The organism is Microcoleus sp. A6-C6, from assembly GCF_036705955.1.
Classification (GTDB): domain Bacteria; phylum Cyanobacteriota; class Cyanobacteriia; order Cyanobacteriales; family Microcoleaceae; genus Microcoleus.
The window spans coordinates 49521-72717 of sequence record NZ_JAUBVR010000024.1; the positions used below are offsets into that span (position 1 = coordinate 49521).

Below are 23197 nucleotides of genomic sequence, written 5' to 3' on the forward strand. Positions count from 1 at the left end.
ATATGATGTCTAAGGAGTAGACTGAATTTGCTGTGGCGACTGCTGCTGAAGCTGAAGTTGTTGATTTTGAATCTGAAGTCGCTGATTTTCAACATCAATTTGTCGCTGTCTGTCTTGAAGTTGTAGTTGTCTGTCTTCTGCTTGCACTCTTCTATCTTCTGCTTGCTGCTGTCTGTCTTCTGCTTGCCGCTCTCTTTCAAACTGTCTATCTTCACGTTGCTGTTGTCTATCTTCACGTTGTTGACGAAGCTGATCGAGCTGATTTTTTCGCTCGAAATCTCCTCCCAAAAATAAGTTTTGAAAAGCGTTTATAGTTGTTTGAAACCCAGTGAAAATGTTACTAACACTGCCGATTCCAGTGGCAACTCCTGTTATCGGCTGCAAGAAAGTAGTGATATTGTCTGCTACCCTAGTATAGCCCGATCGCGCTACGAGAATTACATCGTTGTTTCGGAGAGTTGGGTTATTGTCAGGATTCAACCCTTGAGCAAAATCCACATTAATAGTGCGGCGAGTAACAGTACCGTTGGGGTTCAAACGCAGCAGTTCCACCTTGTCTTTTTTCGCCCGCAATTGATTAAAACTGCCCGCAGTGAGCAAAGCTTGGTGCAGGGATGTACTGGGTTTCACCAGCAAAGCTCCCGGTCTGATCACTTCCCCTACAATATTAATGCCGATCGCGTTTGGAGAGAAACTCGTACTTCCAAGTTGGGAAACTTCAGCTAAGTCTACAGTAGATGCCGTCGGAATAATGATGCTATCTCCTTCTTGCAGTAAAACATCTTGAGTTGCGTCACCTTTTTGTAGTAAATCCCACAGATTTACCATGATAGTTTGTTCAGTGCCACCTCTAATACGGCGGCGGATTTGGACGCGACGAATGTCTGCTTCCGTGGTGATACCGCCAGCAATTTTGAGTGCTCTAGTGATTGTTGGTAGCCCGACAACGGCCCCTGCTCCTTGTTGTTGTTCAATAGAGACAAAACTCAGATCTGTTTGTTGGTTAGTCGATCGCAAATCCGAAGCAGATACAGTATAAGGCCCTGGCCTGTTCACTTCTCCGACAATTACCACGCCAATTGGTTTAGTAATATCAGCGGAAAAATTAGCACTAGCTCTTTGACGGACTTCTTGGGTGTTGAGAGAACTTGCTGTCGGTACAAAAATTGTATCTCCATCTCGGATAGTGACATCTTGGCTCAAATTTCCAGTGTCTAAAAAATCCTGCAAATTAACAGTAATAACTTGCTCTGGCCCACCTCTGCGGGGACGGCGAATTTGGACGTTTCGCATATCTCCTGCGGATGTCACCCCTTTGGCAAGTTGCAGCATTTCCATCAAAGTCGGAAATTTTACTCCTCCTCCGGTTCCTTCTCTGCTGGCATTAATTTTGTAGGAACCGGGGCGAGTAACTTCACCGGCAACACCTATATTTAGGGGGCGAGTAACGATCAGAGTCACGGTGACAACGGGAACATTAATGAAGGGTTCGTAGCGCTTGGTAATGACGGTAGCGGCTTGTTGCAGCGTCAATCCTTGAATTGAGACGCTGCGAATGATTGGTAGATTGAGGGTTCCGTCAACTAAGACTTGATATTCTTTGCTGAATTCTGGGACGCCGAAGATATCTAAAGCAATGCGATCGCCCGGGCCTAAAGTATAAGCCGCTTCTTGTGTCAGCGAACCAGAATTGCCGATCGGCAAACTTGAACCCGGAGGCGGCGGCGGTATTCTCGGCAGATTTGGGTTCCGAGTGGGTGCAGGAGTTCTGATGGCAGGCAACTGAGCTATACTGGGCAGCGAACTGCTGAGCACCAGGAGTGCTGACAAACTAAGACTTGTAGCGGTTTGAACGGTATGTTTCATGTTTCTTTCCTGGTTGCAGCCTGCCAATGAACGATCGCAATTTAACTAATTAATTTTAGTTTATTTTCCGTTCTGTCCAGTGTAGCCTCGCTATGCTGCAAAATCCACAGGTGGATTCATCAAATTTGTGCGACAGTCGAGTACCTTATTTATCAAAAAAGTGTAAAGCCAGCCAACTGTTCTCAGAATTATTTATACATAATTCGGGATACAAATCAACCAGCCCAATAAAAGAGATAGAAAAAACTAGCCTTATTTGAGGTAAAATATTAAATAATTATATCTGCGGGACAAAGACAAGTGTCACTAAAATTAGATAAAGTAATTCCCTGGGGACGCTGCTTGGATGAATATATAGGAATGTTTAGCTTGACATCAAGTGACCTCAAGCTAGCAATTCTTGATTGTGCGGGCGGCCCGGCGAGTTTCAATGCCGAAATGACTCGCCAAGGTAAAAAGGTAATTTCTTGCGATCCAGTTTATCAGTTTACGGCGGTAGAAATTGGCGATCGCATCCAAGAAACATATCAAACAGTCATTGACGCTGTTAAGGCAAATGTAGACGGCTACCTGTGGAACAGTTTTGAATCGCCGTATCAGCTAGGCGAAGTGCGGATGAAAGCGATGCAGGAATTTTTAGCAGATTTTCCCTCTGGTTTGGATCAAGGCCGCTACATGAATGCTGAATTGCCGGTTTTGCCTTTCAATAAGGGTCAATTTGATTTAGCTTTGTGCAGCCATTTCTTATTTGCTTATTCTCATTTGCTTTCCGAAGAATTTCATCTGCAAGCAATTACAGAAATGTGTAGGGTTGCGAAGGAAGTTCGGGTGTTTCCGCTGTTACAAAGTTTTAGTGGGGAGGAATCCGAGCATTTAAATCCGATTATTACTGAATTGAAAAATAGAAGTCTTCGTGTGGAAGTTCAAGAGGCTCCTTATGAGTTTCAAAAAGGTGGAAATAAGATGCTGCGAGTTCGGGGGGAAATGTAAGTTACCGGGCGAATCTTAAGTTACCGGGCGAATGGAATTTACCGGGCGAATGGAATTTACCGGGCGAATGGAATTTACCGGGCGAATGGAATTCGCGGCTATACAAACGATGTCCGCCTCCGCGGACTGGAAATTGGGCTGTACTGGAAAAGTCAATGCGATACATCATGCTTCCAAAGAAAGTCCGTATTTCTCGTTTTGTCGATCGACAAATTCTTCCAGACTCGAAAATTGACCTTGATCGAAGTCATCAAGTCCGCGTTGAATCCCTTCCAATGCCTCGAAGAAATCGCTTTCATCAAAGCTAAGTCCGAACGCGAGAACAGCTAAGACAATACTGGTTATATCTTGTCCTGTACTTTCAGCCCGTTGGCGCAGCAGTGCTTCGATTTTTGGGGGTAAGGTGAGTGTAATGGTCATAAAAGTTATGATGAATAGTTGATTTTATTTTGTAAATTTATTTTGGCATAGTTAGCCAAAACGATCGCTTCTTAAACTATCTGCCCACTCCTTAACCCGATCGCCAGAAACACCTATCTTGCTAGTCTGGTAATCTTCCAAGACGGAGAGACTGCTGGCGATGCTTTGTTCTTCGCTAAGGGGGTGAAACTGGTTTGCTGTATCAATTTCTCCCCACTGATATCCCTCATTTTCCTCGGCAATTTCTGCGATTAGGCGTTCCAAGTCGCTGAGATTAGCGTTGGACAGATTCAGCCATGAAAGCACGATCGCCTTAACTACATCGCTAGGCATGACCTGAATTTGGGCGTGGAGTTGCTTTATAAATTGAGCCATTGGATGATAGAGAGTGACTGATTCAATTCTAGCGCAATGTCAAATAGTTGCGATGATTATAACGCACAGTTGCGGTAAAATGAATTAAAGACTTTAATAGAAATCGCCCGCAGCCAACTTAACAAGAACTAATGCCACAAACAGTCTGGATCGCACGCCACGGAAACCGCATCGACTTCGTTAACCCCGACTGGTTTCTCACCGCAGAACACCGCTATGACCCTCACCTTTCCGAAGACGGTCACGTTCAAGCAAAACAACTCGCCAATCGCCTCAAAGGTGAAGGAATTTCTCACATTTTCGCTTCCCCTTTTCTGCGTACTGTCCAAACTGCTAATCACGCGGCAGAAGCTCTTGATTTGTCGATAAAATTAGAGTGGGGACTGTGCGAATGGCTGAATCCTGAATGGATGACGGAAATGCCGGAAACTGAATCTATTGAGGATTTGTGCAGGCGTTTTCCGAGGATTGATGCTGCTTACAAAGGCGGTATTGCTAGTTATCCCGAAACCGGAGAAGCTTGTCTCAAAAGGGCGGGGGAAACTGCTAAACGCCTCGCTGCACAGTTTCCTGATGATATATTATTAGTAGCTCACGCTGGGTCGGTTGTGGGAAGTGCGATCGGGCTATTGGGCGATCCTAAAACAAAAATTAAGGCTTCTCTGTGCTGTTTGGTGAAAGTTGTGCGCGGTGAGGGCGAATGGTCGATCGCACTTAATGGCGATACTTCCCACCTCACGGACACTGAAGCGGTTGTTCGCTTTAATTAAAGATGAGATTCGTGCAAAAAATCGCATTTTATGCTATGTGTGTAAGGTGCACGCTGCACACCCTACGTTTATTTGATCTCGATCGCACATTTTAAATTCAAAATCTTAAATCAGTATGTCTGGACACAGCAAATGGGCGACTATTAAACGCCAAAAAGCGAGAGTTGATTCCGCTAAAGGCAAGGTTTTTGCTAGAATATCTCGCGAAATTATTGTCGCGGCGCGTAGCGGAGTCCCCGATCCCGCCGGCAATTTTCAACTGCGGACTGCTATTGAAAAAGCCAAGGCGGCTGATATTCCTAGTGAAAATATCGAAAGGGCGATCGCCAAAGGTGCCGGCTTGGCGGGGGGAGGTTCGGAATTAGAAGCTATTCGCTACGAAGGTTACGGCGTGGGAGGAGTTGCGATACTGATTGAAGCGCTGACAGACAACCGCAACCGCACGGCGGCTGACTTGCGAGAAGCTTTTAGTAAAAATGGCGGCAATTTGGGCGAAACTGGTTGTGTGGGCTGGATGTTTGACCACAAAGGAGTTTGTACGATCAGCGGCCCGATTGATGAAGAACAATTGTTTGAAGCTTCCCTAGAAGCCGAAGCAGAATCCTATGATTTGATATCAATTGATGAGGATACTGAAGGCGCAGAGGTTTTGACAAGTGTGGCTAATTTGGAAAAGCTTGCTGATGTTTTGAAACAACAAAATTTTACAGTTTTGCAGTCAGAAAATCGCTGGATTCCGAGCAATACAGTGGAAATAGAAACTCCTGAAAAAGCCAAATCGCTCCTTAAGTTAATGGATGCGCTGGAAGATTTGGACGATGTGCAAAGTGTGACAGCTAATTTTGAAATGACCGATGAAATGATGTCGGCGATTATGACTTAAACTCCCTTGGTTCGTAGTGAGGACTTTAGTCCGCATAAAATCAGAGAACTAAAACAAAATTCGTAGGGTGCGTCGCCATCAACAATCATCAAAAAAGAGCGACAATTTAATAGCGACGCACCTGTTATTTTCAAGAACTAAGGAAACAAATCTAATATTTTTTTTGTACCCACCTTTTTTATAAATGGTATAAACCCATGCCAGATAAAAACAAAATCAACCCAGACAGCAGCGACTCAGAAGAACTTCCATCAGCAACCGAAGTAGCAGAAATTAGCGATCGACCAAAATCGGATGTGCTGGCTAAACGAGGGAATCAATCTCATTGGTTCGGTTCCGTTTTGGGAGCCGTCTCTACAAGCGCGAGTGCTGTGGGGAATGCAGCAGGAAGTGCTGGAAGTGCGATCGTTAATACCGCGAGTGCGGTGGGAAATGCAGCAGGAAGCGCTGGAAGTGCGATTTTTGTTAATACGGCTAGTGCGGTAGGGAATGCAGCAGGCAGTGCCGGAAGTGCGATTGTTAATACCGCAAGTGCGATAGGGAATGCAGCAGGCAGTGCCGGAAGTGTGATCGTTAATACCGCAAGTGCTGTGGGGAATGCAGCGGCGAGTGCCGGAAGTGCAGCAATGCAAGTTCCCAACTTTTTGGGTTCATCCATCGGTTTGATTTCCCAAAGTCCTATCCTGAAAAAACTGACTGAAAAGTTCAAAATCGACTGGTTAGTTAATGCTATAGATGCTGTTGATGTCGTGAAGGCCGAGGCGAAAGTTCGAGAGTTACAGCGCCAATATCCTCACGAGAAACCCCAAGAGATTGCACATCACTTGATGGTGCAAAAAGCCTTGCTAGCGGCAGGAACTGGCTTGGCTAGCAGTTTAGTCCCCGGCACGGCTTTGGCGTTGGCTGGCATGGATTTAGCGGCAATGACGGCGTTATCTGCTGAGTTGGTTTATCAAATTGCTGCTGCCTATGGCATGGATTTGCGATCGAGCGATCGCAAAGCAGAAGTTCTCGCCATTTTCGGTTTATCCTTGGGTAGCAATTTAGCGATCGAAGCTGGAGTTACTCTTGTCAGCAATATTCCCTTGGCTGGTGCTGTGATTAATGCTAGCGCCAGTGCAGCAATGATTTACGCGCTGGGATACGGTGCTTGTCGGTTTTATGAGGCGCATCTCGATTCCTCGAAAATCGAAACTAAGCTGGGAGATTTACGAGAGGTATTGCAAGCGGAAAGTGAGCAATATTTAGAAAAAGCGATCGCACAACAAACCGTAATGGATTGGATTTTGGTGTATGTCGTCTATGCCAGCCAAAAATTTACCCGATGGGATCAGTTATTGCCGGAATTACAAGCAACGAATTTAAATCCCAGGACTTTAGCTGAGATTGAAGCTGTGACAAATAAGTCTAAATTGCTTCCTAAGTTGGATATTTTACTCGAACAACTCGAACTTGACTTTGCCGAACCACTTTTAAAGCGATGCACTGAGATTATCGAGGCTGACGGTGAAATTAATGAACAAGAGGGAAAAATTTTGCTGACAATTCAACGGGCTGTTTTGAGCAAAAGAAAGCAAGCGAAAAAACAAGCCCAGCCAACTTTGAGCGAGGATGCGGTATCGCCACCCACTGAAGCATAAACTGAAGTCCAAGCTGCATCACAAATTCCCTCTTGATCTTCTGATTCTGCTTCTACTAATAAATTGAATTCCAATATGCTACAAAACTTCAAGAAAATTTTAAAAATTGCTACGATATTAGACGTGCCAAAGATTGCTGATTTAATCGATACTGAATCACCAACTCCCTCTCGACCTGCTCATTCTCCTTCTGCTAAGTTGAGTGCAATTCTGCTGAAAAAATTCAAGCAGATTTTAGCAGGTTCTACGCGGTTAGAAGTCCCAGAGATTGGGTATTTAATCGATCAGGTCGATCGCATGACGGGAGAAGAGTTTGAGGAATTTTTAGCCTGCTGTTTCCGCAATCTCGGTTATTCGGTCGAAATGACACCCAAAACGGGGGATTTTGGTGCGGACTTGATTCTCTCTAAAGCCCGCAAAAAAACCGTTGTTCAGGCAAAACGCTATCAAGGCAAGGTGGGAAATTCCGCAGTGCAAGAAGTGGTGAGTGCTGTTAAGTATTACGGGGCGCAGGATGCGATCGCAATTACGAACAGCGAGTTTACAGCAAATGCTCATAAACTGGCTCAAGCGAATGGGGTAAAACTCTGGGGACGAGAACAGTTAATTGATTTAGTGATTCGAGCTAAAAAATAAGGGATCTATGAACCAAGAATCCCAGTCTATGAAAGAGCGGGGAGTGTCATTTTAAGCAACAAGATTTTACAGTTTTGCAGTCAAAAAATCGCTGGATTCCGAGCAATACAGTGGAAATAGAAACTCCTGAAAAAGCCAAATCGCTCCTTAAGTTAATGGATGCACTGGAAGATTTGGATGATGTGCAAAGTGTGACGGCGAATTTTGAAATGACAGATGAATTGATGTCTTTGAGTATGGTGTAACGATCTCGCATTACCAGATTTTTGCCATCCGCAAGACAAATCCCGGTAACTCTGGATCTGCGCTCACTGTTTCAGGATTATCCAAGATTTCAGGTTCGCGATCGGGACGGTAGATGTAGACTTTTCTGTTTTTGCGATCGATCAACAAGCCGAGCGATACACCGTTGTCAATATATTCTTGCATCTTTTTTTGCAATCCCTTGAGAGTGTCACTAGAAGACCGCAATTCGATCACAAAGTCTGGACAAATCGGGGCGAATGAGGCTTTTTGTGCTTCAGTTAAGGCATTCCAACGCTCTAGTTTAATCCATGAGGCATCCGGGGAGCGGGTGGCTCCATTGGGCAAGGTAAAGCCTGCACTGGAGTCAAACGTTTCACCTGTGCCATCTTCTTCTGCCCAGTTCCCCAATTGTAGGGCAATTTTAAGGTTGCGGTTCCCTGTATCTGAAAAGGCTGGTGGCATAATGATAACTTCCCCACTGGCTGTACGCTCAATTCTCAAATCGCGATTAACTAGACAGAATTCATAGAACTGTTCAACATTCATCGATTGGATCGCAGGGAGATTGACGATCAGTGGGATGCTTTCGGTTTGAATTAGCAGCGTCGTCATGGTTTTTCCTCATTTGGTGCAGGCGTGACAGAATACATTGAACTTATCATATTTTAGCTTGGCGATCGAAAGTCTTAGTCGATCGGGGAATCGCAGCCTTGTATCCGCTTTTGGGCGGTGTTAATCATCTTTTTTGCCTGTGAGTAAATAAGTAACCATATATCCCTTTCCCTTAACTTGAATCGCGCCACGCTTCTGAAAAGTATATTTATCCTTTAATATTTCGTAGGTTTCGGTGGTGACTTGAATGCAGCCGGTAATTCCGTGGGATTCCATGCGCGAGGCAATATTTACTGTGTCGCCCCAAAGGTCGTAAATAAACTTTTTTAAGCCGATGACGCCGGCAACTACAGGGCCGCTGCTAATTCCGATCCGAATGCTGAAAGGCTCCGAATGCTCTAAACTGAGTATCCGAACTTCGTGTAGCATATCGATCGCCATATTCGCGATCGCCTCCGCATGATCCTCTCGTGGCGTAGGTAAACCGCCCACAACCATATAAGCATCACCAATAGTCTTAATTTTCTCCAAACCGTGGCGATCGGCCAAATGGTCAAAAGCCGAAAAAATATCGTTGAGCACTTTCACCACCGCAGTCGCTGAAATTCTCGAAGAAAGCTCCGTAAACCCCACAATGTCCGCAAACATCACAGTTACTTCCCCAAAACTTTCGGCAATATTGTGTTCATTGTCCTTCAAACGCAGGACGATCGCCGCCGGCAAAACATTCAGCAACAGTTGCTCGGATTTCCCTTGTTCGAGTTCCAACTGTTGGTAAGCAGTCTGCAACTGTTCGGCTTGGAGAATTCTTTCTCGGGCTAGCTTTTCGATTTGGGTGGTGCGGCTCAAAGCTGTCAGCATATATGTCACCGGCAGCAGAGTCCACAACATCCCCATCGTCAGAGTTCCCCAAGAACGCCAGTGCTTGCGAGTCTTCCGAATTTCCGGCGTTGCGGACACGTACACAGACCACGGGCGGCCGCTAATTTTCAGCATCCTTTGGCAAGCTCGGCGCTCCGGATCTTGCTCGTCTTGAATCGGGCAATTTGACCTGAGATCTCGTTTCGCAGCCACCGATGCGGTCAGCACTTGTTGGCTCGCCGGTTGGAACAGCACCGCAAATTGCGGAATTTGACCGTTAGCAGCGAAGTTTTGGAGAACCGTGTCGGCCCTTGGCGGTAACAGCGGCGCTGCTTCTTGCTTGTCTGGAGCCTCGCTGGCGAGATAAATGGTGAGGTAGTCGGTATTGCGTCCTTTTAAAGAGGTTTGGAAAATATCTTTGCCTTGAAATACCCCCAAAACAAATCCTTGCAGCAGTTGGCGGCGGGATTCCACGGTAGTCGGTTTAGTGCTATTTTTGTAAATCGGAACTATTACCAAAAGACCCGGTTCCGGGGAGTTGACCCCAAAGCCGGCGTAGCTAGTGACAATCATTTCTCCAGTATCGCGGGCGCGATCGATCGTGGCGCGAATTTCTGGGTAGGAGTTAAGGTCAAAGCCCAATGTTGTCTCGTTTCCGGCTGTTGGTTCGACGTAGAAAGCCGGGAAGTATTCGGAACGCTGGCGGGCCTTGCGCAGTTCTCCGCCGGGGCCGCGCTCTGTAATCTCGAAACTGGAGTCGGTTTCGCTTCTGGCTTGGGCTTCGTAGTTGGCCCGCTGGGAATTGGGGACGCGAGGGGCCCAAGCCAAGAGTTGCAGGCTGGGGTGGACAGATAGGGGGCGGCCGACAAAGCTGGCAAAAGATGAACGCTCGACGGCGCTAAAGGCTTTCATGTAGTCGCTGAGGGCGAGAACTGCGTCTAAGTCCGAGTTGAGTTGGCGTTCGATGCCGATCGAAATATCATCGATGCGGCGGTGCATTTCGTAATCGTGGCGCCTGTCTTCCCAGTCCCAAACCAAGGCAAATGCCAGGGCCGAGAATCCGACACCCAAAAGAAGTGTCAACCCGGCTGGAACGTAGCGAGACCAGGATAAAGGTAGTTTTTTCAGCATAATTGCCTAGCGAATAATGGCAGCAGATGAGCACACCGCACAAGTGAGATTAATTTCGGCGTCTCAGTGCCGTTAAATTCAAAACCCTGATAACTCAAGCACCGACGGCAATTGGGCATTAAAATAAGACCGGGCGGTTGAAACCGGGCCTCTACAAACTTTCACGCACTCCAAGCGGGTTGAAGACCGAACGGTTAAAATAACATTATCTTCTTCAGTCCACGGAGGTAGACTTCGTTGGTGTAGGCGCGGTTTAAAACCGTACGTCCGATCTAAATTTCCATCATTTACGCCGGAATTTCAATCCAGAATTCTGCTCCTTGTCCGGGCGCTGAGATGCACCGCAGACTTCCCTTATGTTTTTCTACCACAATTTGATGGCTGATAGACAGTCCCAAGCCTGTTCCAGACCCAACCGGTTTTGTGGTAAAAAATGGGTCAAACAGCCGCTTACCAACCTCTTCGGTCATTCCCGGGCCGCTGTCTGCGATGCAAATTACAATGCGATCGCCCTCACCGACATTGCTTGTACTATTGTTCAACCCAGCTTTTTTCATTTCAGTACGAATCACGATCGTCCTGAGTTGCTTGTGGTTTTCTAGAGCGTCGATCGCATTGCTGATAATGTTGAGAAATACCTGGTTTAACTGCCCCGCACAACAGTAGACTTTCGATATTTCTCCGTAATCTTTAATAATTTCAATCCGGCTTTCTTTACGTTCATGCTGCAATCTGTGCTGCACAATTAACAGCGTGCTTTCAATTCCTTCGTGAAGGTCTGCTAGCTTCATTTCTGATTCGTCCAGTCGCGAAAAGTTCCGCAACGACAACACAATTTTACTGATTCTTTCTACTCCTACTATCATCGAATTTAGCATTTTTGGAAAATCTTCCTTGAGGAAATCTAAGTCTACTTCCTTAACTTTTTCAGCAATCTGAGGAGCTGGGGACGAGTAATAATACTGGTAGAGATTCAACAGTTCTATTAAATCGTAAAAATAGGTTTTTGTGTGTGAAATATTGCCGTGAATAAAAGTTGCGGGATTGTTAATTTCGTGGGCGATACCGGCAACCATTTGACCGAGGCTCGACATTTTTTCAGATTGAACTAATTGGATTTGAGCGTGTTGGAGTTTTTCGTAGGCTTCTAGCAATTGAGCTGCTTGTTTTCTCAATTGAGATTCTGAAGCTTGGAGTGCTGCTGCGGAAATTTTGCGGTTGGTAATATTTTCAATCATCCCTAATTTGTAAATAGGTTTTCCTTCGCCATCTCGAATCAGAGTAGATGTCACATTCACCCAAACAATTTTACCTGTCGCCGCAATCTGGCGGATTTCGATTTGATAGCTGGTAATTTCTCCCCGATAAAGAGCAGCAGCAACTTGGATTTTTTTGGGTCGATCTTCGGGATGTCCAATTTCTATAAATGTTTTGCCGAGCAATTCTGCTGCGGTATATCCAAGCATTTCGCAGTAATTTTTATTGACTCGTACCAACTGGTGATCGTCTAAATTGGCTAAGTAAATACCGATGGGTGCATCTTCAAAAATTTTGCGAAATAGTTCCTCGCTACCTCGGACTTTAGCTTCTAGGGAAAGCCGATCGGTGATGTCTTCCAAAGTACACAAAATGCCTACCACATTGCCATAATTGTCGTGCAAAGGTATTTTATTTGTATCCAGCCAGCGCTGAGTACCGTCGGCTTGCAGTTGGCGCTCAATAATGTGATATTCTGGGGTGTTGGTTGCCATGATCCGGCGATCGCAATCTCGGAAAAATTCTGTTTCTTCTGGTTTCCAGGGCATATCGTAGTCGGTGAGACCAGCGATTTCAGTGGGATGATTGAAACCTGCGATTTTGGCAAAATTTTTGTTGCCGCCCAGGTAAACTGAATCTCGATCTTTCCAGGTGATAAACTGAGGGATGTTGTTGATTACCAACCACAGCATTTTCTGGGAAGTTTGCAAGGCTTCCGTGCGTTCTAGGACGCGCTTTTCGAGTTCTTGATTGACTTGTTCCAGGGCGATTTTTGAGTCGCCCAAGGCGATTTCTGCGAGCTTGATATCGCTGATGTCGATTGTCACGCCTTCCCAAAGTATCTCGCCGCCCGGTTGCAGTTCGGGGCGGGCAATGGCGCGAATCCATTTCAGTTTTCCTGACTTGGTTACGATCCGCGCTTCATGTTTCCAAGGTTGTAAAGTTTCTGCGGAAATAGCTAGGGATTCTGACAAAAATTTTATGTCGTCTGGATGCACTGCTGACCACATAAAAGCTGCGTTTTTTTTGAGTTTTTCGGGTTCTAATTCGTACAGTTCCCAACAGCCGGGACTGACATAAATGAATTGATGAGAACCGTCGGGATGCAGCAAGTATTGATAAATCATTCCCGGCACGTTGGCGGCCATTTTTTGAAATCTGGCTTCGCTTTGCCGCAGTGCTGATTCTGCAAGTTTGCGATCGCTAATGTCAATCAACAAGCCATCCCAAATAATATCACCTTTTTCGCCCAGTTCTGGTCGGGCAGCCCCGCTAACCCACTTGATCCGATCGCCCGGTAAAACTAATCTGCCTTCCCACCGCCAAGGCTCTAAAGTTGTAGCTGAGATAGCAACAGTTTCCTGGAAGTTTTGTGCATCGTCTGGATGCACCATTTCGATCGCAGTAATAGCTAAATTTTGGAGCACCTCTGGTTCTAATTCGTAGAGTTCGCGGCAGCCAGAACTGACGTAGGGGAATGCAAAAGTGCCGTCTGCTGCTAACTGAAATTGATAAATCATGCCGGGAACGTTGGCAACCAACTTTTGAAACCTGGTTTCGCTTTGGCGTAGTGCTGTTTCTGCTTCTACGCGATCGGTAATATCGTAAAATGCCGATAAAATTGCTGCTTCGCCGTTAAAATCAATCGATCGCATCGACATCTTTACCCAAAAAAAACTGCCGTTTGCTTTTTTTAAGCAGATTTGATCGCTGTCGCTAAAGCCGTTTTGTTTGAGGAATTCTAGCAATTGACTGCGATCGCTCACATTGGCATAAAAGTCGCTCTTTTTACTACCTATAAGCTGTTCTGAATTCAAATTAAAAGTTTTGCCTAGGGCAGGATTTGCGTACAAAATCACGCTATCTGACTGGCGTGTAATTAGGATGGGAACGGGAGTCGCAGTGGCGATCGCCCGCAATCTTTTTTCGCTTTCTTGCAGGGCTGTTTCGGCTGTGATTCTTTTGGTAATATCGTTTTGAACTCCGATAAAATGAGTTAATTTTCCCTCGCCATTTAGAACGGGGGAAACGGTTAATTCGTTCCAAAAAGGAGTTTTGTCTTTGCGGTAATTTTTGAGAACTACCTTAATTTCTGTTCCCGATCGCAAACTGCTGTGGAGTTTGTCTAATTCAGCGCGATCGGTATCGGCACCCTGCAAAAATCGGCAGTTGCGTCCCATAACTTCTTCGCTACTGTAACCCGTCAGTTTCTCAAAAGCAGGATTGCAGTAAATAATAGGTGTGTCAGGGCTGTTAGCATCTGCAATCAGGATGCTGTTGCTCGACGCTGCGATCGCTCGTTCTAGCAGAGACAGATGAAAAGAGTCTGTTGTCATCGGTAGCAATATCCAAACTCCAAGGGAGCGAATAGAACAATAATAAATTATTAATAGCTTGAGGCACTCTGATTTTATAAGCTTATTTTTAGTTTAACCTAACAAACCCAGCAACCCCAAAAAGCCTACGGGCGAATGGAAAAGCGGGCGAATGGAAAAGCGGGCGAATGGAATGAAGAGCGAATCAAAGAGCGGGCGAATGGAATTCGCGCCTATACAGACAAAACCCGGATGGTGCGCGGGTTGAAGAGCGGGCGAATGGAATTCGCGCCTATACAAGAATACGGTTCAGTTAAGCCCGGAGATCCCCCCTAGCCCCCCTGAAGAAGAGGGGGGGACAAGAGTGTTCTCAAAGTCCCCTTCTTAAGGGGGATTTAGGGGGATCTCCGGGGAATAAACAGTCTTATCTTCAACCCGCGCACCATCCGGGTTTTGTTTGTGTAGACGCGGTTTCAACCGCTACATCTTGAATCGATAATTAAAAATTCAAAATGGTATAACAATTTTAAATTGACAAACTGATGCAAGAACCCTGAGCAGTTTTGCTTACTTCAATCCTAGCTTGAAAAGCTTCTTTGAGGTGCGGCATATGGGTGACGGTGAGGATGCAGGCGAAGTCAGAGGCGATCGCATTAATTGCAGCAATCAGGCGATCGCACCCTTCAGCATCCTGAGTCCCAAATCCCTCATCAATAATCAACATTTGCAAAGCCGTCCCCGCCCGCTGAGACAACAATCTCGCCAGCGCCAGCCGAATCGCAAAATTAATCCGAAAAGCTTCGCCGCCGGAGTAAGTTTCGTAGGCGCGAGTCCCGCGAGCATCAGCAATTAAAATGTCTAAAGTATCAATCAATTTAGTTGATTTTTTAGCAGCCGCCGCCCGCTGAGTAATAAATTGAACGTGCAACTGATTCGCGCTCAATCTCGACAATATCTGATTAGTTTCAGCTTCGAGTTGAGGCAAAACATTTTCAATCATTAAAGCTTGAATGCCGTTTTTGCCAAAGGCTTGACCCAACTCTTGATAAACTTTGTATTGGCGTTTTGTTACCTGCATTTGCTCTTTTTGAGCGGCTAGCTGAACTTCCAAAGCTTCCAGATTTTGCTGCTGCTGCTGGAGTCGTCCGAGACTTCCCAAATGTTGGTCTAGCTGTTGGCGGCGACGGCCCATTTGCTGTTCGATCGCACTTATTGGGGCTGTGGGATCGGGATGTTCTTGTAATTGCTGGTTCATCGCCGATGTTTGAGCGGTGACAGCTTGCAAATCGCGATCGCGCACTGCGATAGAATTGGCGATTTCATTAACCCGCTGCTGGACTTGCGGGAATTGCTGAATTGCCGATCGCAATTTTTCAGCGCGGGCGATCCAAAATTGCGTTTTACGCATTTCGCTGCGGACGTGTTCGTGCTGTTCCAAATTATAACCAACTTCCGCAATGTATCTATCTAAAGACAGAATTTGCTGCTGAATTTCCGAGCTATTTTTTTGCAGTTCTAACTGTTGTTGTACAGTGGCTAATTGAGTTTGCAAATCCGGGCGGCGGCTGTTAATTTTATTGAGTTTATGTTGAGCATCTTTGATTTGAGCTTGCTTAATTTCCGCCCACCGCAACCGCTTTTCATCGCTGCGGGCGAGGGAGTGACTGCGATCGCTATAATTGAGCAATTGCAGTTGCTGTTCGATGTGGTGGAGTTCAGCGTAGTCATCGGCTGCATACTCGCCGGTACGCAGCAACCGCTCGATTTCCGCAGCGTCAAGACGCATACTTTGCAGTCGAGTTTCGTCTTGGCCCAGGCTATCCAATTGTGCTTGCAAATGGCTGCGGCGTTCCCGCAATTCTTGGTAAGGTGCTAATTCCTGCTCTAATTCGCGGTATTCGTTTCTGAGGACTTGAATTTCGCGCTCGGAGACGGCTAACTGTTCGCGGACAACCCACAGTTGGTTCCAGATTTCCTGCTGTTGGGAGTGATGTTTGGTGACTACCAAATTCCAGTAGTGTTCGTCTAAAGGTCGATCGCACAAAGGACAATTGCCAAAAGTTGCATCCCGGACAATTAAAGGCGAATTCACTTCCTGAGTTTCCGCAAAATTGGCTGATTTACCTTCACCCGCGCTAGTTTCTCCTTCATTTTTCCGCAACAGTTGCAGTTTTTGGTCAATTTCGGTGAGTCTGGTTTGATAATCGCGGCTTTTGGCTTGCAGATTTTCCAGAAAGCTGTGCCTTTCTTGGCCTTTTTCGCGGACTCGCTCCTGATAAATTCGCTTGTTTTCCAACTGCACAATTTGATGGGCGATGGCCGAGATTTCCTGCTGTAATTGCGGCTGTCGCTGCTGTTGCTGAACTTGCACCTGTCGGTTGATTTCGGCTAAGCGGGCGGTTAAACCAGCGTGGGCGCGATCGAGCTTAGTTTGCGACTGCTGCTGCTGTTGTAGCAACGGCGAAACTTGCAATTGCAGTTGCTCTAGTTCATTGAGGCGCGATCGGGCTGCTTGCAACTGTGCGAGTCCTTTGTCAACCTCCGGCTGCTGTTTGAGAACATCTAGAACATCTTTTTCATCTTGTTCTAAGACATCTAATTGAGCTTGCAATTGCTGAATTTTGTTTTGCAAAAGGCTCAGTTCTTGCCGTTGCTGTTCTTGCAAGTTTTGGCGCTGATTGTGGGCTTGTTGATGAGCCTTGAATTTACCAGCCTGAGATTCTTCGGTGGATTGCAAGCTATGAAAATAGGCAATTCCGGCTGTAATTTCATTTTCTTGTGCCAACAGGGCTTGTAGCTCATTCTGCTGCTGCTTGGCGGCGCTGAGTTCTTGCTGCAAGCGGCGGCATTCTTGAGAAATATTATAGTGCTGTTGCTGATGGCCTGCGAGGAGTTTTTGCCAAGTTTGGCGGTTGTGGTGTTGGAGTTGCAGTTGGTGCAAATGTGCTGTGTCGGCTTGCTGCTGTGAAGAGAGCAAATCGGTTGCTTGCTGTAATTGAGTTTGTTCGGATGCGATCGCCTCTTTTTGTTGCAGTTGCTCTTGTACGGCTTGTAAACTGTGTTTGAGGACTTCGACTTTGGCTTTAAATTCTCTGGCTTTTTCCTTGGCTTGTTCGGATAAAGTGTCGTATCGATCGAGCTTGAGGAGGTTAGCTAAAACTTGCTTGCGGTCGATCGGCTTTTTGAGCATAAACTCATCAGCACGCCCCTGCCGCAAATACGCCGAGTTAATAAAAGTATCGTAATCTAATTTGATATGTTCGAGAATTTTCTGCTGAGTATTTCTCAGCCCCTTGTCCGTGAGCGTGCGAAAACTAAGTCCATCCTGAGTTGTAGCAGAATTCAAGCTGACTTGAAATTCCAAACTCCCCGATTGTCCGCGCCGGCGGTTGCGAATCACCCGGTAGATTTGGCCGCCCGTGGAGAAAGTGAAATCAACGCGGACATCAATTTCGCCGATATGAATGATATCGTCTTCTGTATCGCTGCGACAACAGCCCCAAAGTGACCAGGCGATCGCTTCTAGCAGAGAAGATTTACCAGCACCGTTAGGCCCGCAAATGCAAGCGGTGTGCAGGCCGCGAAAGTCTAAAGCAGCTTCGCGATAGCTGAGAAAATTTTTGAGTGTAAGTTGTATAGGAATCATTTAAGGCCATCGCGCCATACAATCTACTTATAAATAACACTATTTGTGTGCTGTTGCCTAGTTATTCAATCCAGATCCAAAACAATTATCAGTGATTCTGCAATTTCTTCCATAATTGTCTCGGAAAGGGTTCCGAGTTGTCGGACAAATCTTTGTTGGGAAACGGAACGGACTTGAAAACAATCGGCGGCTGAGACTTTAATCAAGCCATTTTCGCCACTGGGTTCTAGTCGAACCATCCAATTTCTCGGTGTATATCGCTCTTTCCAGTCAGTGATGGGAACAATAACTTCAAGCAGCAAAATTCCCACCGTCTCATCGCTGACAATAACTGCGGGACGGGTTTTGCCAATTTCAGCCCCAACAGTAGGCTCAAGTGTAACCAGCCAGATTTCGCCTCTACGCATTAGTTTTGATCCCTGCGCTTAGGTATTCTTCCTCAGATTCAAAATATGGTTCGCTGTCTGGCGACCACAAATCATGTAAAGCACCTCCCGGCATATAATCTAGGACTGCGGCTTCTGCTGCGGCTCTGAGTTGGCGCTTTTTCTCGGCTTTGCGCTGGACTTTTGCTTCGATGTCTTCGCGCATCATCCGGGAAGCTGTTTCGATGATTTCTAGGCGTTCTTCTGCTGTCAGATTTTTGAGTGCGGCTAAGATTTCTGTTTTGGTCACGGTTTTTTCGGGTGTTTGGGGAGAAAGTGCGAGCCAATTATCATTATATCTTTGAGGAAAATCCCTCTGGGCGATCGCAATTAATTTTGCACCTCATCCTCCGAATTTCCGCGTCCTCCGACGATCGATATTACGGATAGTTGTTAGGATTTTCAACTACCAAACCCTCACTTGTTGCTGCTGCATTTAGCTCCCCATCAGCAGATACAAAAGTCATCGCAGGCAAATTGTTAGCTGTGCAGAGGTTATTTATGCTACAGCCTGTTGCTAGCTGCACAGCATCATAGCCTCGCAATCCGTAGGTTTCAGCTAATGCCATTGCAGAGTTAATAATACTTTCGGTGAATTCTACAACTTGATACTCAGATTGCAGGTCACTCCTGAACTGATTGCACGCTGCTGTAGCATCTGTCGCATTGATACTTCGGCCGCGCGACCTTCTGGTAATTGCAGCAACAATTTCCACACTGGTAATACCAGCAATCAAGATATCGTTGTTAAGTGCAGGATCGAACAAATTCAAAACCCATCCCGAACCTATTTCACTAATGTAGCGTTTGACCAGCGCGCTGCTATCTACAAAATAAATTGTCATCTAGCGACGTTCCTCAATAATTGTCTCAGAAACAGGCTGCCCCTGTACCTGAATTAGTCGCCGTTCTGTTTGCTGAGTCCAAGAAGAATGCTTGATTTTTTTGACTAAACCAGAAGTTAACAGCGCTTGGTGAAATCTTGTGCGTTGAGCAGCTTGTTCTTTATGAGCCAGAGAGTTCCCAATAGCACGCTCTAGTTGCTGTAGTTCTAGCACTTCCAGGGTGTCAAGCTGATTGAGGATTTTGTTGAAGATTCCCTGCGACATAGGATTCTACTTTTTAGTAAGGCTAGTTTATCTATTATACAACTAAGTGTCCTCCAAATTGCCCCTCCGAATAGCCGCGTCCGGCGAATTGCTGTTGATTTTCCATCAAAAAAGGGCTGACTGTATTCCTACAGTCAACCCAGCGCCTATTTACTGATCCTGCGTTTGCTCAAATAGCAATACTATCTGATCAGATTCGGGAAGGTATAGCCGACACCGACTAACAATCCCACATCAGTTCCCTCGAGAAAACCAATATTCAGTCCGGCTGTAGCTGTAAAATTACTCGACAGCGGCACATCTACACCCCCTGTAATCATGAAGCCAAAATTACCGTTATCGCCGGTAGAAATGGCTACGCCAGCACCTAAATAAGGAGCAGCGGTAATCACAAAATCATCGCTGACTTCGACGGCCTCTTTAGATACAAAATCGTAGGTGAGTGGAACTAGAACTGTTAAGTTGTCGCGGAACAAAACACTCGGCCTCACCGAGAAATTGTTTGTCAAACCAATTTTGCTAATAATCGCAAATGAAGTGTCGCCTAGGGCTGAATCTCCGCCAAAACCGATGTTACCGCCAATACCGACGTAGCTCGGCCCTGAACGGGTAGCTCGGCCCGGTCTGATGGTGGGGACTTGAGCTACTTTTTCAGTTGGTTCGGAGACTGCTGCCGGTTTTTCGGCAAGTTTCGGTTGGTTTGTCAGGGTTTTGGCGGAAGTGCTGACAGGATTGCTTAACACTTCTTGTGTTGTTTTGACTTCTTTTTCTTCCTTGGCTGCTGTCAGTTCGGAATTAGGTCGATCGATCTTTTCGGCAATCTCCACCGTTGGCTGCACTTTGACGCTATCAGCAATTTTAGCTGTTTCTGCCGATTTTTCGGTCTCAGCAGCAATCGATGTATTTGGCGCAGTTTCAGTCTCCGCAATTTCCGATGTTGTTGCTGTGGATTCTGCCGGTGTGCCCACAGATGCTTGCGAGTTGGCTGCCGGTAGGGAGGCTGCTGGCTCTGCCGCTGCTGTTAGTTCGCTCCAACTGATAGAATCAATTTTTGTATTAGTAGCGGTGGTTTCTGCATCGGGTTTAACCGCTGAAGTTGCCACAGGCTGAGAAACTTGGTCAATATTTTGAGCTGCCAAAGTTGCCGTTGTACCGACATCAGGCAAGTTGCCAGTTTCAGCTTTCGCTGACAGGGTACCGCAACAAACTGCTAAAGCTGCAAGATTTATTAACGCAAAAGTAGACTTGGAAAATAGACTATTCATAGAAACTCCTCAATGAATGCTGTGTTAAAAGTGTAAGTGTTTGAGGGCTCCCATCGAGAGCTTTGCTCAAAAATGACACAAATATGACTTGTGTTGTTCCTAGATTGGCACTTAACCCTTGAGGAGTCAACTCGCAATTTGATTAGATTCAAGAACAGACAGCGGGTTTAGATGCTAATTATAATTTACAGTTCGATCGGCTATAAATCAATCCTAGGAAGGATTTCACCCTCGCTGCTGCTGAATTGAGAGGCCGATCGCGCGCATCGCTGGCATTCTATAATTCTGTACTTGGGGGCGCTGCATTCGCAGTAGTACCGGAAAAATTGAATTTTCGAGGGCGCACCGGCTTAAAACCAAGATACAGCAAGCTTTCAAAAATATTTGGGCAGTCGTTCAAATTGGGACAGTTGCGCCAGGGCGATCGGCTGCTGCGTAGTCTGTGACAAGTGATGTAGAATAGCACTGGTTCCCAAAATAGCTGTAGCTCGATCGTGTAAAAATTAGTGAATATTATTATTATAATTGTCTAAAATTCCGTGTTTTATTGGTAAAAATTAGTAAAAAACTATTGAATCTCAACCTGACTTTATGAGCAAAGTTCTAGTGATATTAGGCGAATTGAGCGATCGCGACATCGATTGGATGCTCGCCAACGGCACCCGCACCATAGTCCCCCCCGGCACCACCGTGATCGTCGAAGGTAAACCCTTAGACGCGCTGTACATAGTTCTGAATGGAACTTTGAGCGTTTCTGTATCATCTTTGGGCGACAAAGAAATTGGACAAATCATCTGCGGGGAAGTGTTGGGCGAAATGTCTTTTGTAGACGGGAGACTTCCTTCTGCTAGCGTCACGACAATTGATGAATGTCTCATCCTGTCAATTCCGAGGCGGCTGCTAACTGAAAAACTGGAACAAGACGTGTTGTTTTCCCTGCGGTTTTATCGGGCGATTACCAAATTTCTGTCGTCGAGACTTCGGGGTACAGTCAAACGCTTCGGCGAAGAGACTGATTATTTAATATATCAAGATCCCGACGACGAACGCGCGATCGCCCACAATGTCGAAAATCCAGATTTGGCTCAATCTAGATTTCAATGGCTATTACAGCGTTTGAAGGCGACTTGAAGTCAGTTGTCAGTTGTTAGTTGTCAGTTGTCAGTTGTTAGTTGTTAGTTGTCAGTTGTTAGTTGTTAGTTGTCAGTTGTTAGTTGTTAGTTGTTAGAAGGAAGAGGGAAAAAATCACATAATCCGTTTTGCCTCTTTCTTGTTTTTCTACCAATTACCAATTACCATTAAAAAACGTATTTTTCGGCGACGCGCCAGTAGCGTGAAAAACGCTTCAAATCAATGTAACCATCGTAGCGGACAAAGGGTTCTGGTGGCAAAACTTCTACAGGGTAGAATTGCCGAATTTCCCGGCAAATCTCCTCAAACCGAGGACTAGGACTTTCCGCTGTAACTACTTGATTCGCGCCGGATTCTTTACCAAAAGCGATAACTTCAGCAGCCACATTGCCACGCCGAATAACTATCGGCAACTCCAGCAAACATTCGTAAATAAACACCATTCGTTTGAGACTCAACTGCCATTCATCGATGAGTGCATCATCCCAAACCCAGATTGCCGGTGCCTCTGGGTGCGCTTGAAAAGCCGGACTTTGAGGACTCAAACAGTCGCCGTGCAGCCAAATAATTGGATTCTTCATAACTTGGGAATTGGGAATTGGGAATTGGGAATTGGGAATTGGGAATTGTAATTGGGGATGTAAAAAAAATTAATTATTTTAATTGCTTGTTCCCTCTTCCGAATGACAACTGTCAACTGACAACTGACAACTGTCAACTGTCAACTGTCAACTGACTTAATTTTTCCTTTTTTTGTGAGGGCGTTGCCAACTTTGAGAACCGCCCGTGCGATCGACCTTTTCGGCATTGGGAAACAACTGGGCTTCCAAATCTTCGTAAGTTCCCTCAAAATCGCATTGCCCGTACAGAGGACAATCACCACAATAAACCGACTTAGTGTAACGTTCCAGATTTTCCCGATTAAAAAAATAAGGCTTATGACTAAAAGTGCTCGCTACCCACTGCCAAGAAAGATTATTACTCGCCGGATCTCCATCTAGCAAATGTTCCAAAAACCAGCGAGCTCCAGCTTGCCAGTGCACGCGCCGCCAATGTACGAGATAAGCGGCAATCCACATTCGCTGATGGTTGTGCAAATAACCCGTTTCTCGCAACTCGCGGCTGAACCTGTCGATGCAAACTAAACCAGTCGTGCCTTCGACGACATCCTGCGGCATGGTTTCGCTGTAATATTTAGCAGTGTAACCAGTTTTGTAGGGTTCCTGGTCTTGCCAAATCCCCTTGCCCAATTCGGCGTACAGTCGCTGCCAATAATCCCGCCAACCCAATTGGTTGACAAGTTTTACGGCTTCTTCTGGATGCACCTTGGCGAGCACGGCATCCCGGACTTCGGCAAGGCTCAAAACGCCGTAGCGTAAATAAGGCGACAATTGCGTTACCGCGCCGTTGAGGAAGTTGCGGCTTGAGGCGTATTTGCCTGGGTCAATTTTTTGCAGGAGTGTCTCCGCTGCTTTGCGCCCGCCTGTGGTTGGGGGTACGTTGCTATCGCGGGCGGCGGCTTCGGGAAACTGTTCGCGCACGTAGGCTATTAATTCGTCGCGACTGGCAAATTCCCGCTTCATGTCCTGAGTCATGGTTTTTTGTTAAACGCCTGCTAT

General features: G+C 46.1%; 21 protein-coding genes and 1 pseudogene. 8 read left to right on the forward strand and 14 right to left on the reverse strand.

The window, feature by feature from the left end; all coding sequences use genetic code 11:
• Positions 1-9: 9 nt before the first annotated feature.
• Complete coding sequence (locus tag QUB52_RS12340; RefSeq protein ID WP_332972950.1) at positions 10-1866, reverse strand: polysaccharide biosynthesis/export family protein; 1857 nt, start codon at positions 1864-1866, stop codon at positions 10-12.
• A 300-nt stretch (positions 1867-2166) separates the two neighbouring features.
• On the opposite strand from QUB52_RS12340, the gene QUB52_RS12345 reads away from it, so the two are divergent.
• Positions 2167-2856 carry a class I SAM-dependent methyltransferase gene (locus tag QUB52_RS12345; RefSeq protein ID WP_332972949.1) on the forward strand — a complete coding sequence of 230 codons (690 nt, stop codon included), beginning with the start codon at positions 2167-2169 and terminating at the stop codon, positions 2854-2856.
• 165 nt (positions 2857-3021) lie between these two features.
• Here QUB52_RS12345 and QUB52_RS12350 read toward each other — a convergent pair whose 3' ends face one another.
• Together QUB52_RS12350 and QUB52_RS12355 are read right to left on the reverse strand one after the other, a co-directional pair.
• On the reverse strand, positions 3022-3276 hold the full coding sequence (locus QUB52_RS12350; protein ID WP_265234530.1) for a hypothetical protein: 255 nt from the start codon (positions 3274-3276) through the stop codon (positions 3022-3024).
• Between the two features lie 51 nt (positions 3277-3327).
• A complete protein-coding gene (locus tag QUB52_RS12355; RefSeq protein WP_332972948.1) occupies positions 3328-3651 on the reverse strand; it encodes a hypothetical protein in 324 nt (107 codons plus the stop codon).
• Positions 3652-3782: 131 nt separating this feature from the next.
• Here QUB52_RS12355 and QUB52_RS12360 point away from each other — a divergent pair, with 131 nt between their 5' ends.
• The 5 genes and pseudogenes from QUB52_RS12360 to QUB52_RS12380 form a co-directional block, all read left to right on the forward strand.
• The gene (locus QUB52_RS12360; protein WP_332966962.1) at positions 3783-4421 is read left to right on the forward strand and encodes a histidine phosphatase family protein; all 639 of its coding nucleotides are present in this window, start codon (positions 3783-3785) and stop codon (positions 4419-4421) included.
• Positions 4422-4536: 115 nt separating this feature from the next.
• Positions 4537-5304 carry a YebC/PmpR family DNA-binding transcriptional regulator gene (locus tag QUB52_RS12365; protein ID WP_332972947.1) on the forward strand — a complete coding sequence of 256 codons (768 nt, stop codon included), beginning with the start codon at positions 4537-4539 and terminating at the stop codon, positions 5302-5304.
• Positions 5305-5501: 197 nt separating this feature from the next.
• Positions 5502-6944, forward strand: coding sequence for a hypothetical protein (locus QUB52_RS12370; protein WP_332972945.1), 1443 nt, complete (start codon positions 5502-5504; stop codon positions 6942-6944).
• 75 nt (positions 6945-7019) lie between these two features.
• Positions 7020-7580 (forward strand): restriction endonuclease, encoded by a 561-nt coding sequence (locus tag QUB52_RS12375; RefSeq protein ID WP_332972944.1) that lies wholly within the window; start codon positions 7020-7022, stop codon positions 7578-7580.
• 65 nt (positions 7581-7645) lie between these two features.
• Positions 7646-7825: pseudogene (locus QUB52_RS12380) on the forward strand (YebC/PmpR family DNA-binding transcriptional regulator); the annotation flags it as partial.
• A gap of 10 nt (positions 7826-7835) precedes the next feature.
• Here the strand turns inward: QUB52_RS12380 and QUB52_RS12385 are convergent.
• The 3 genes from QUB52_RS12385 to QUB52_RS12395 form a co-directional block, all read right to left on the reverse strand.
• Entirely contained in the window at positions 7836-8438 is a 603-nt protein-coding gene (locus QUB52_RS12385) for a Uma2 family endonuclease (protein WP_332972943.1), read from the reverse strand.
• Positions 8439-8558: 120 nt separating this feature from the next.
• Positions 8559-10430, reverse strand: coding sequence for an adenylate/guanylate cyclase domain-containing protein (locus tag QUB52_RS12390; protein WP_265234523.1), 1872 nt, complete (start codon positions 10428-10430; stop codon positions 8559-8561).
• A 287-nt stretch (positions 10431-10717) separates the two neighbouring features.
• The gene (locus tag QUB52_RS12395) at positions 10718-14023 is read right to left on the reverse strand and encodes a PAS domain-containing sensor histidine kinase (protein ID WP_265234522.1); all 3306 of its coding nucleotides are present in this window, start codon (positions 14021-14023) and stop codon (positions 10718-10720) included.
• Between the two features lie 135 nt (positions 14024-14158).
• On the opposite strand from QUB52_RS12395, the gene QUB52_RS12400 reads away from it, so the two are divergent.
• Entirely contained in the window at positions 14159-14338 is a 180-nt protein-coding gene (locus tag QUB52_RS12400) for a hypothetical protein (protein WP_332972942.1), read from the forward strand.
• Positions 14339-14528: 190 nt separating this feature from the next.
• Here the strand turns inward: QUB52_RS12400 and QUB52_RS12405 are convergent, their stop codons facing one another.
• The 6 genes from QUB52_RS12405 to QUB52_RS12430 form a co-directional block, all read right to left on the reverse strand.
• Positions 14529-17648, reverse strand: coding sequence for an AAA family ATPase (locus QUB52_RS12405; RefSeq protein ID WP_332972941.1), 3120 nt, complete (start codon positions 17646-17648; stop codon positions 14529-14531).
• 65 nt (positions 17649-17713) lie between these two features.
• On the reverse strand, positions 17714-18055 hold the full coding sequence (locus QUB52_RS12410) for a type II toxin-antitoxin system PemK/MazF family toxin (protein ID WP_265234519.1): 342 nt from the start codon (positions 18053-18055) through the stop codon (positions 17714-17716).
• Positions 18048-18323: a hypothetical protein gene (locus tag QUB52_RS12415; protein WP_265234518.1), complete on the reverse strand. Its 276-nt coding sequence runs from the start codon at positions 18321-18323 to the stop codon at positions 18048-18050. The genes QUB52_RS12410 and QUB52_RS12415 overlap by 8 nt, the downstream gene beginning before the upstream one ends.
• A 130-nt stretch (positions 18324-18453) precedes the next feature.
• Positions 18454-18918 (reverse strand): type II toxin-antitoxin system VapC family toxin, encoded by a 465-nt coding sequence (locus QUB52_RS12420; RefSeq protein WP_265234517.1) that lies wholly within the window; start codon positions 18916-18918, stop codon positions 18454-18456.
• On the reverse strand, positions 18919-19182 hold the full coding sequence (locus QUB52_RS12425) for a hypothetical protein (protein ID WP_265234516.1): 264 nt from the start codon (positions 19180-19182) through the stop codon (positions 18919-18921). It lies immediately after the preceding gene.
• Positions 19183-19364: 182 nt separating this feature from the next.
• Positions 19365-20447 (reverse strand): outer membrane protein, encoded by a 1083-nt coding sequence (locus tag QUB52_RS12430; RefSeq protein WP_332966950.1) that lies wholly within the window; start codon positions 20445-20447, stop codon positions 19365-19367.
• A gap of 591 nt (positions 20448-21038) precedes the next feature.
• On the opposite strand from QUB52_RS12430, the gene QUB52_RS12435 reads away from it, so the two are divergent.
• A complete protein-coding gene (locus tag QUB52_RS12435) occupies positions 21039-21578 on the forward strand; it encodes a cyclic nucleotide-binding domain-containing protein (RefSeq protein ID WP_265234514.1) in 540 nt (179 codons plus the stop codon).
• 167 nt (positions 21579-21745) lie between these two features.
• Here the strand turns inward: QUB52_RS12435 and QUB52_RS12440 are convergent, their stop codons facing one another.
• Positions 21746-22159: a hypothetical protein gene (locus QUB52_RS12440; RefSeq protein WP_332972940.1), complete on the reverse strand. Its 414-nt coding sequence runs from the start codon at positions 22157-22159 to the stop codon at positions 21746-21748.
• A 156-nt stretch (positions 22160-22315) separates the two neighbouring features.
• Complete coding sequence (locus QUB52_RS12445) at positions 22316-23173, reverse strand: FAD-binding domain-containing protein (RefSeq protein ID WP_332972939.1); 858 nt, start codon at positions 23171-23173, stop codon at positions 22316-22318.
• Between the last annotated feature and the right edge of the window lie 24 nt (positions 23174-23197).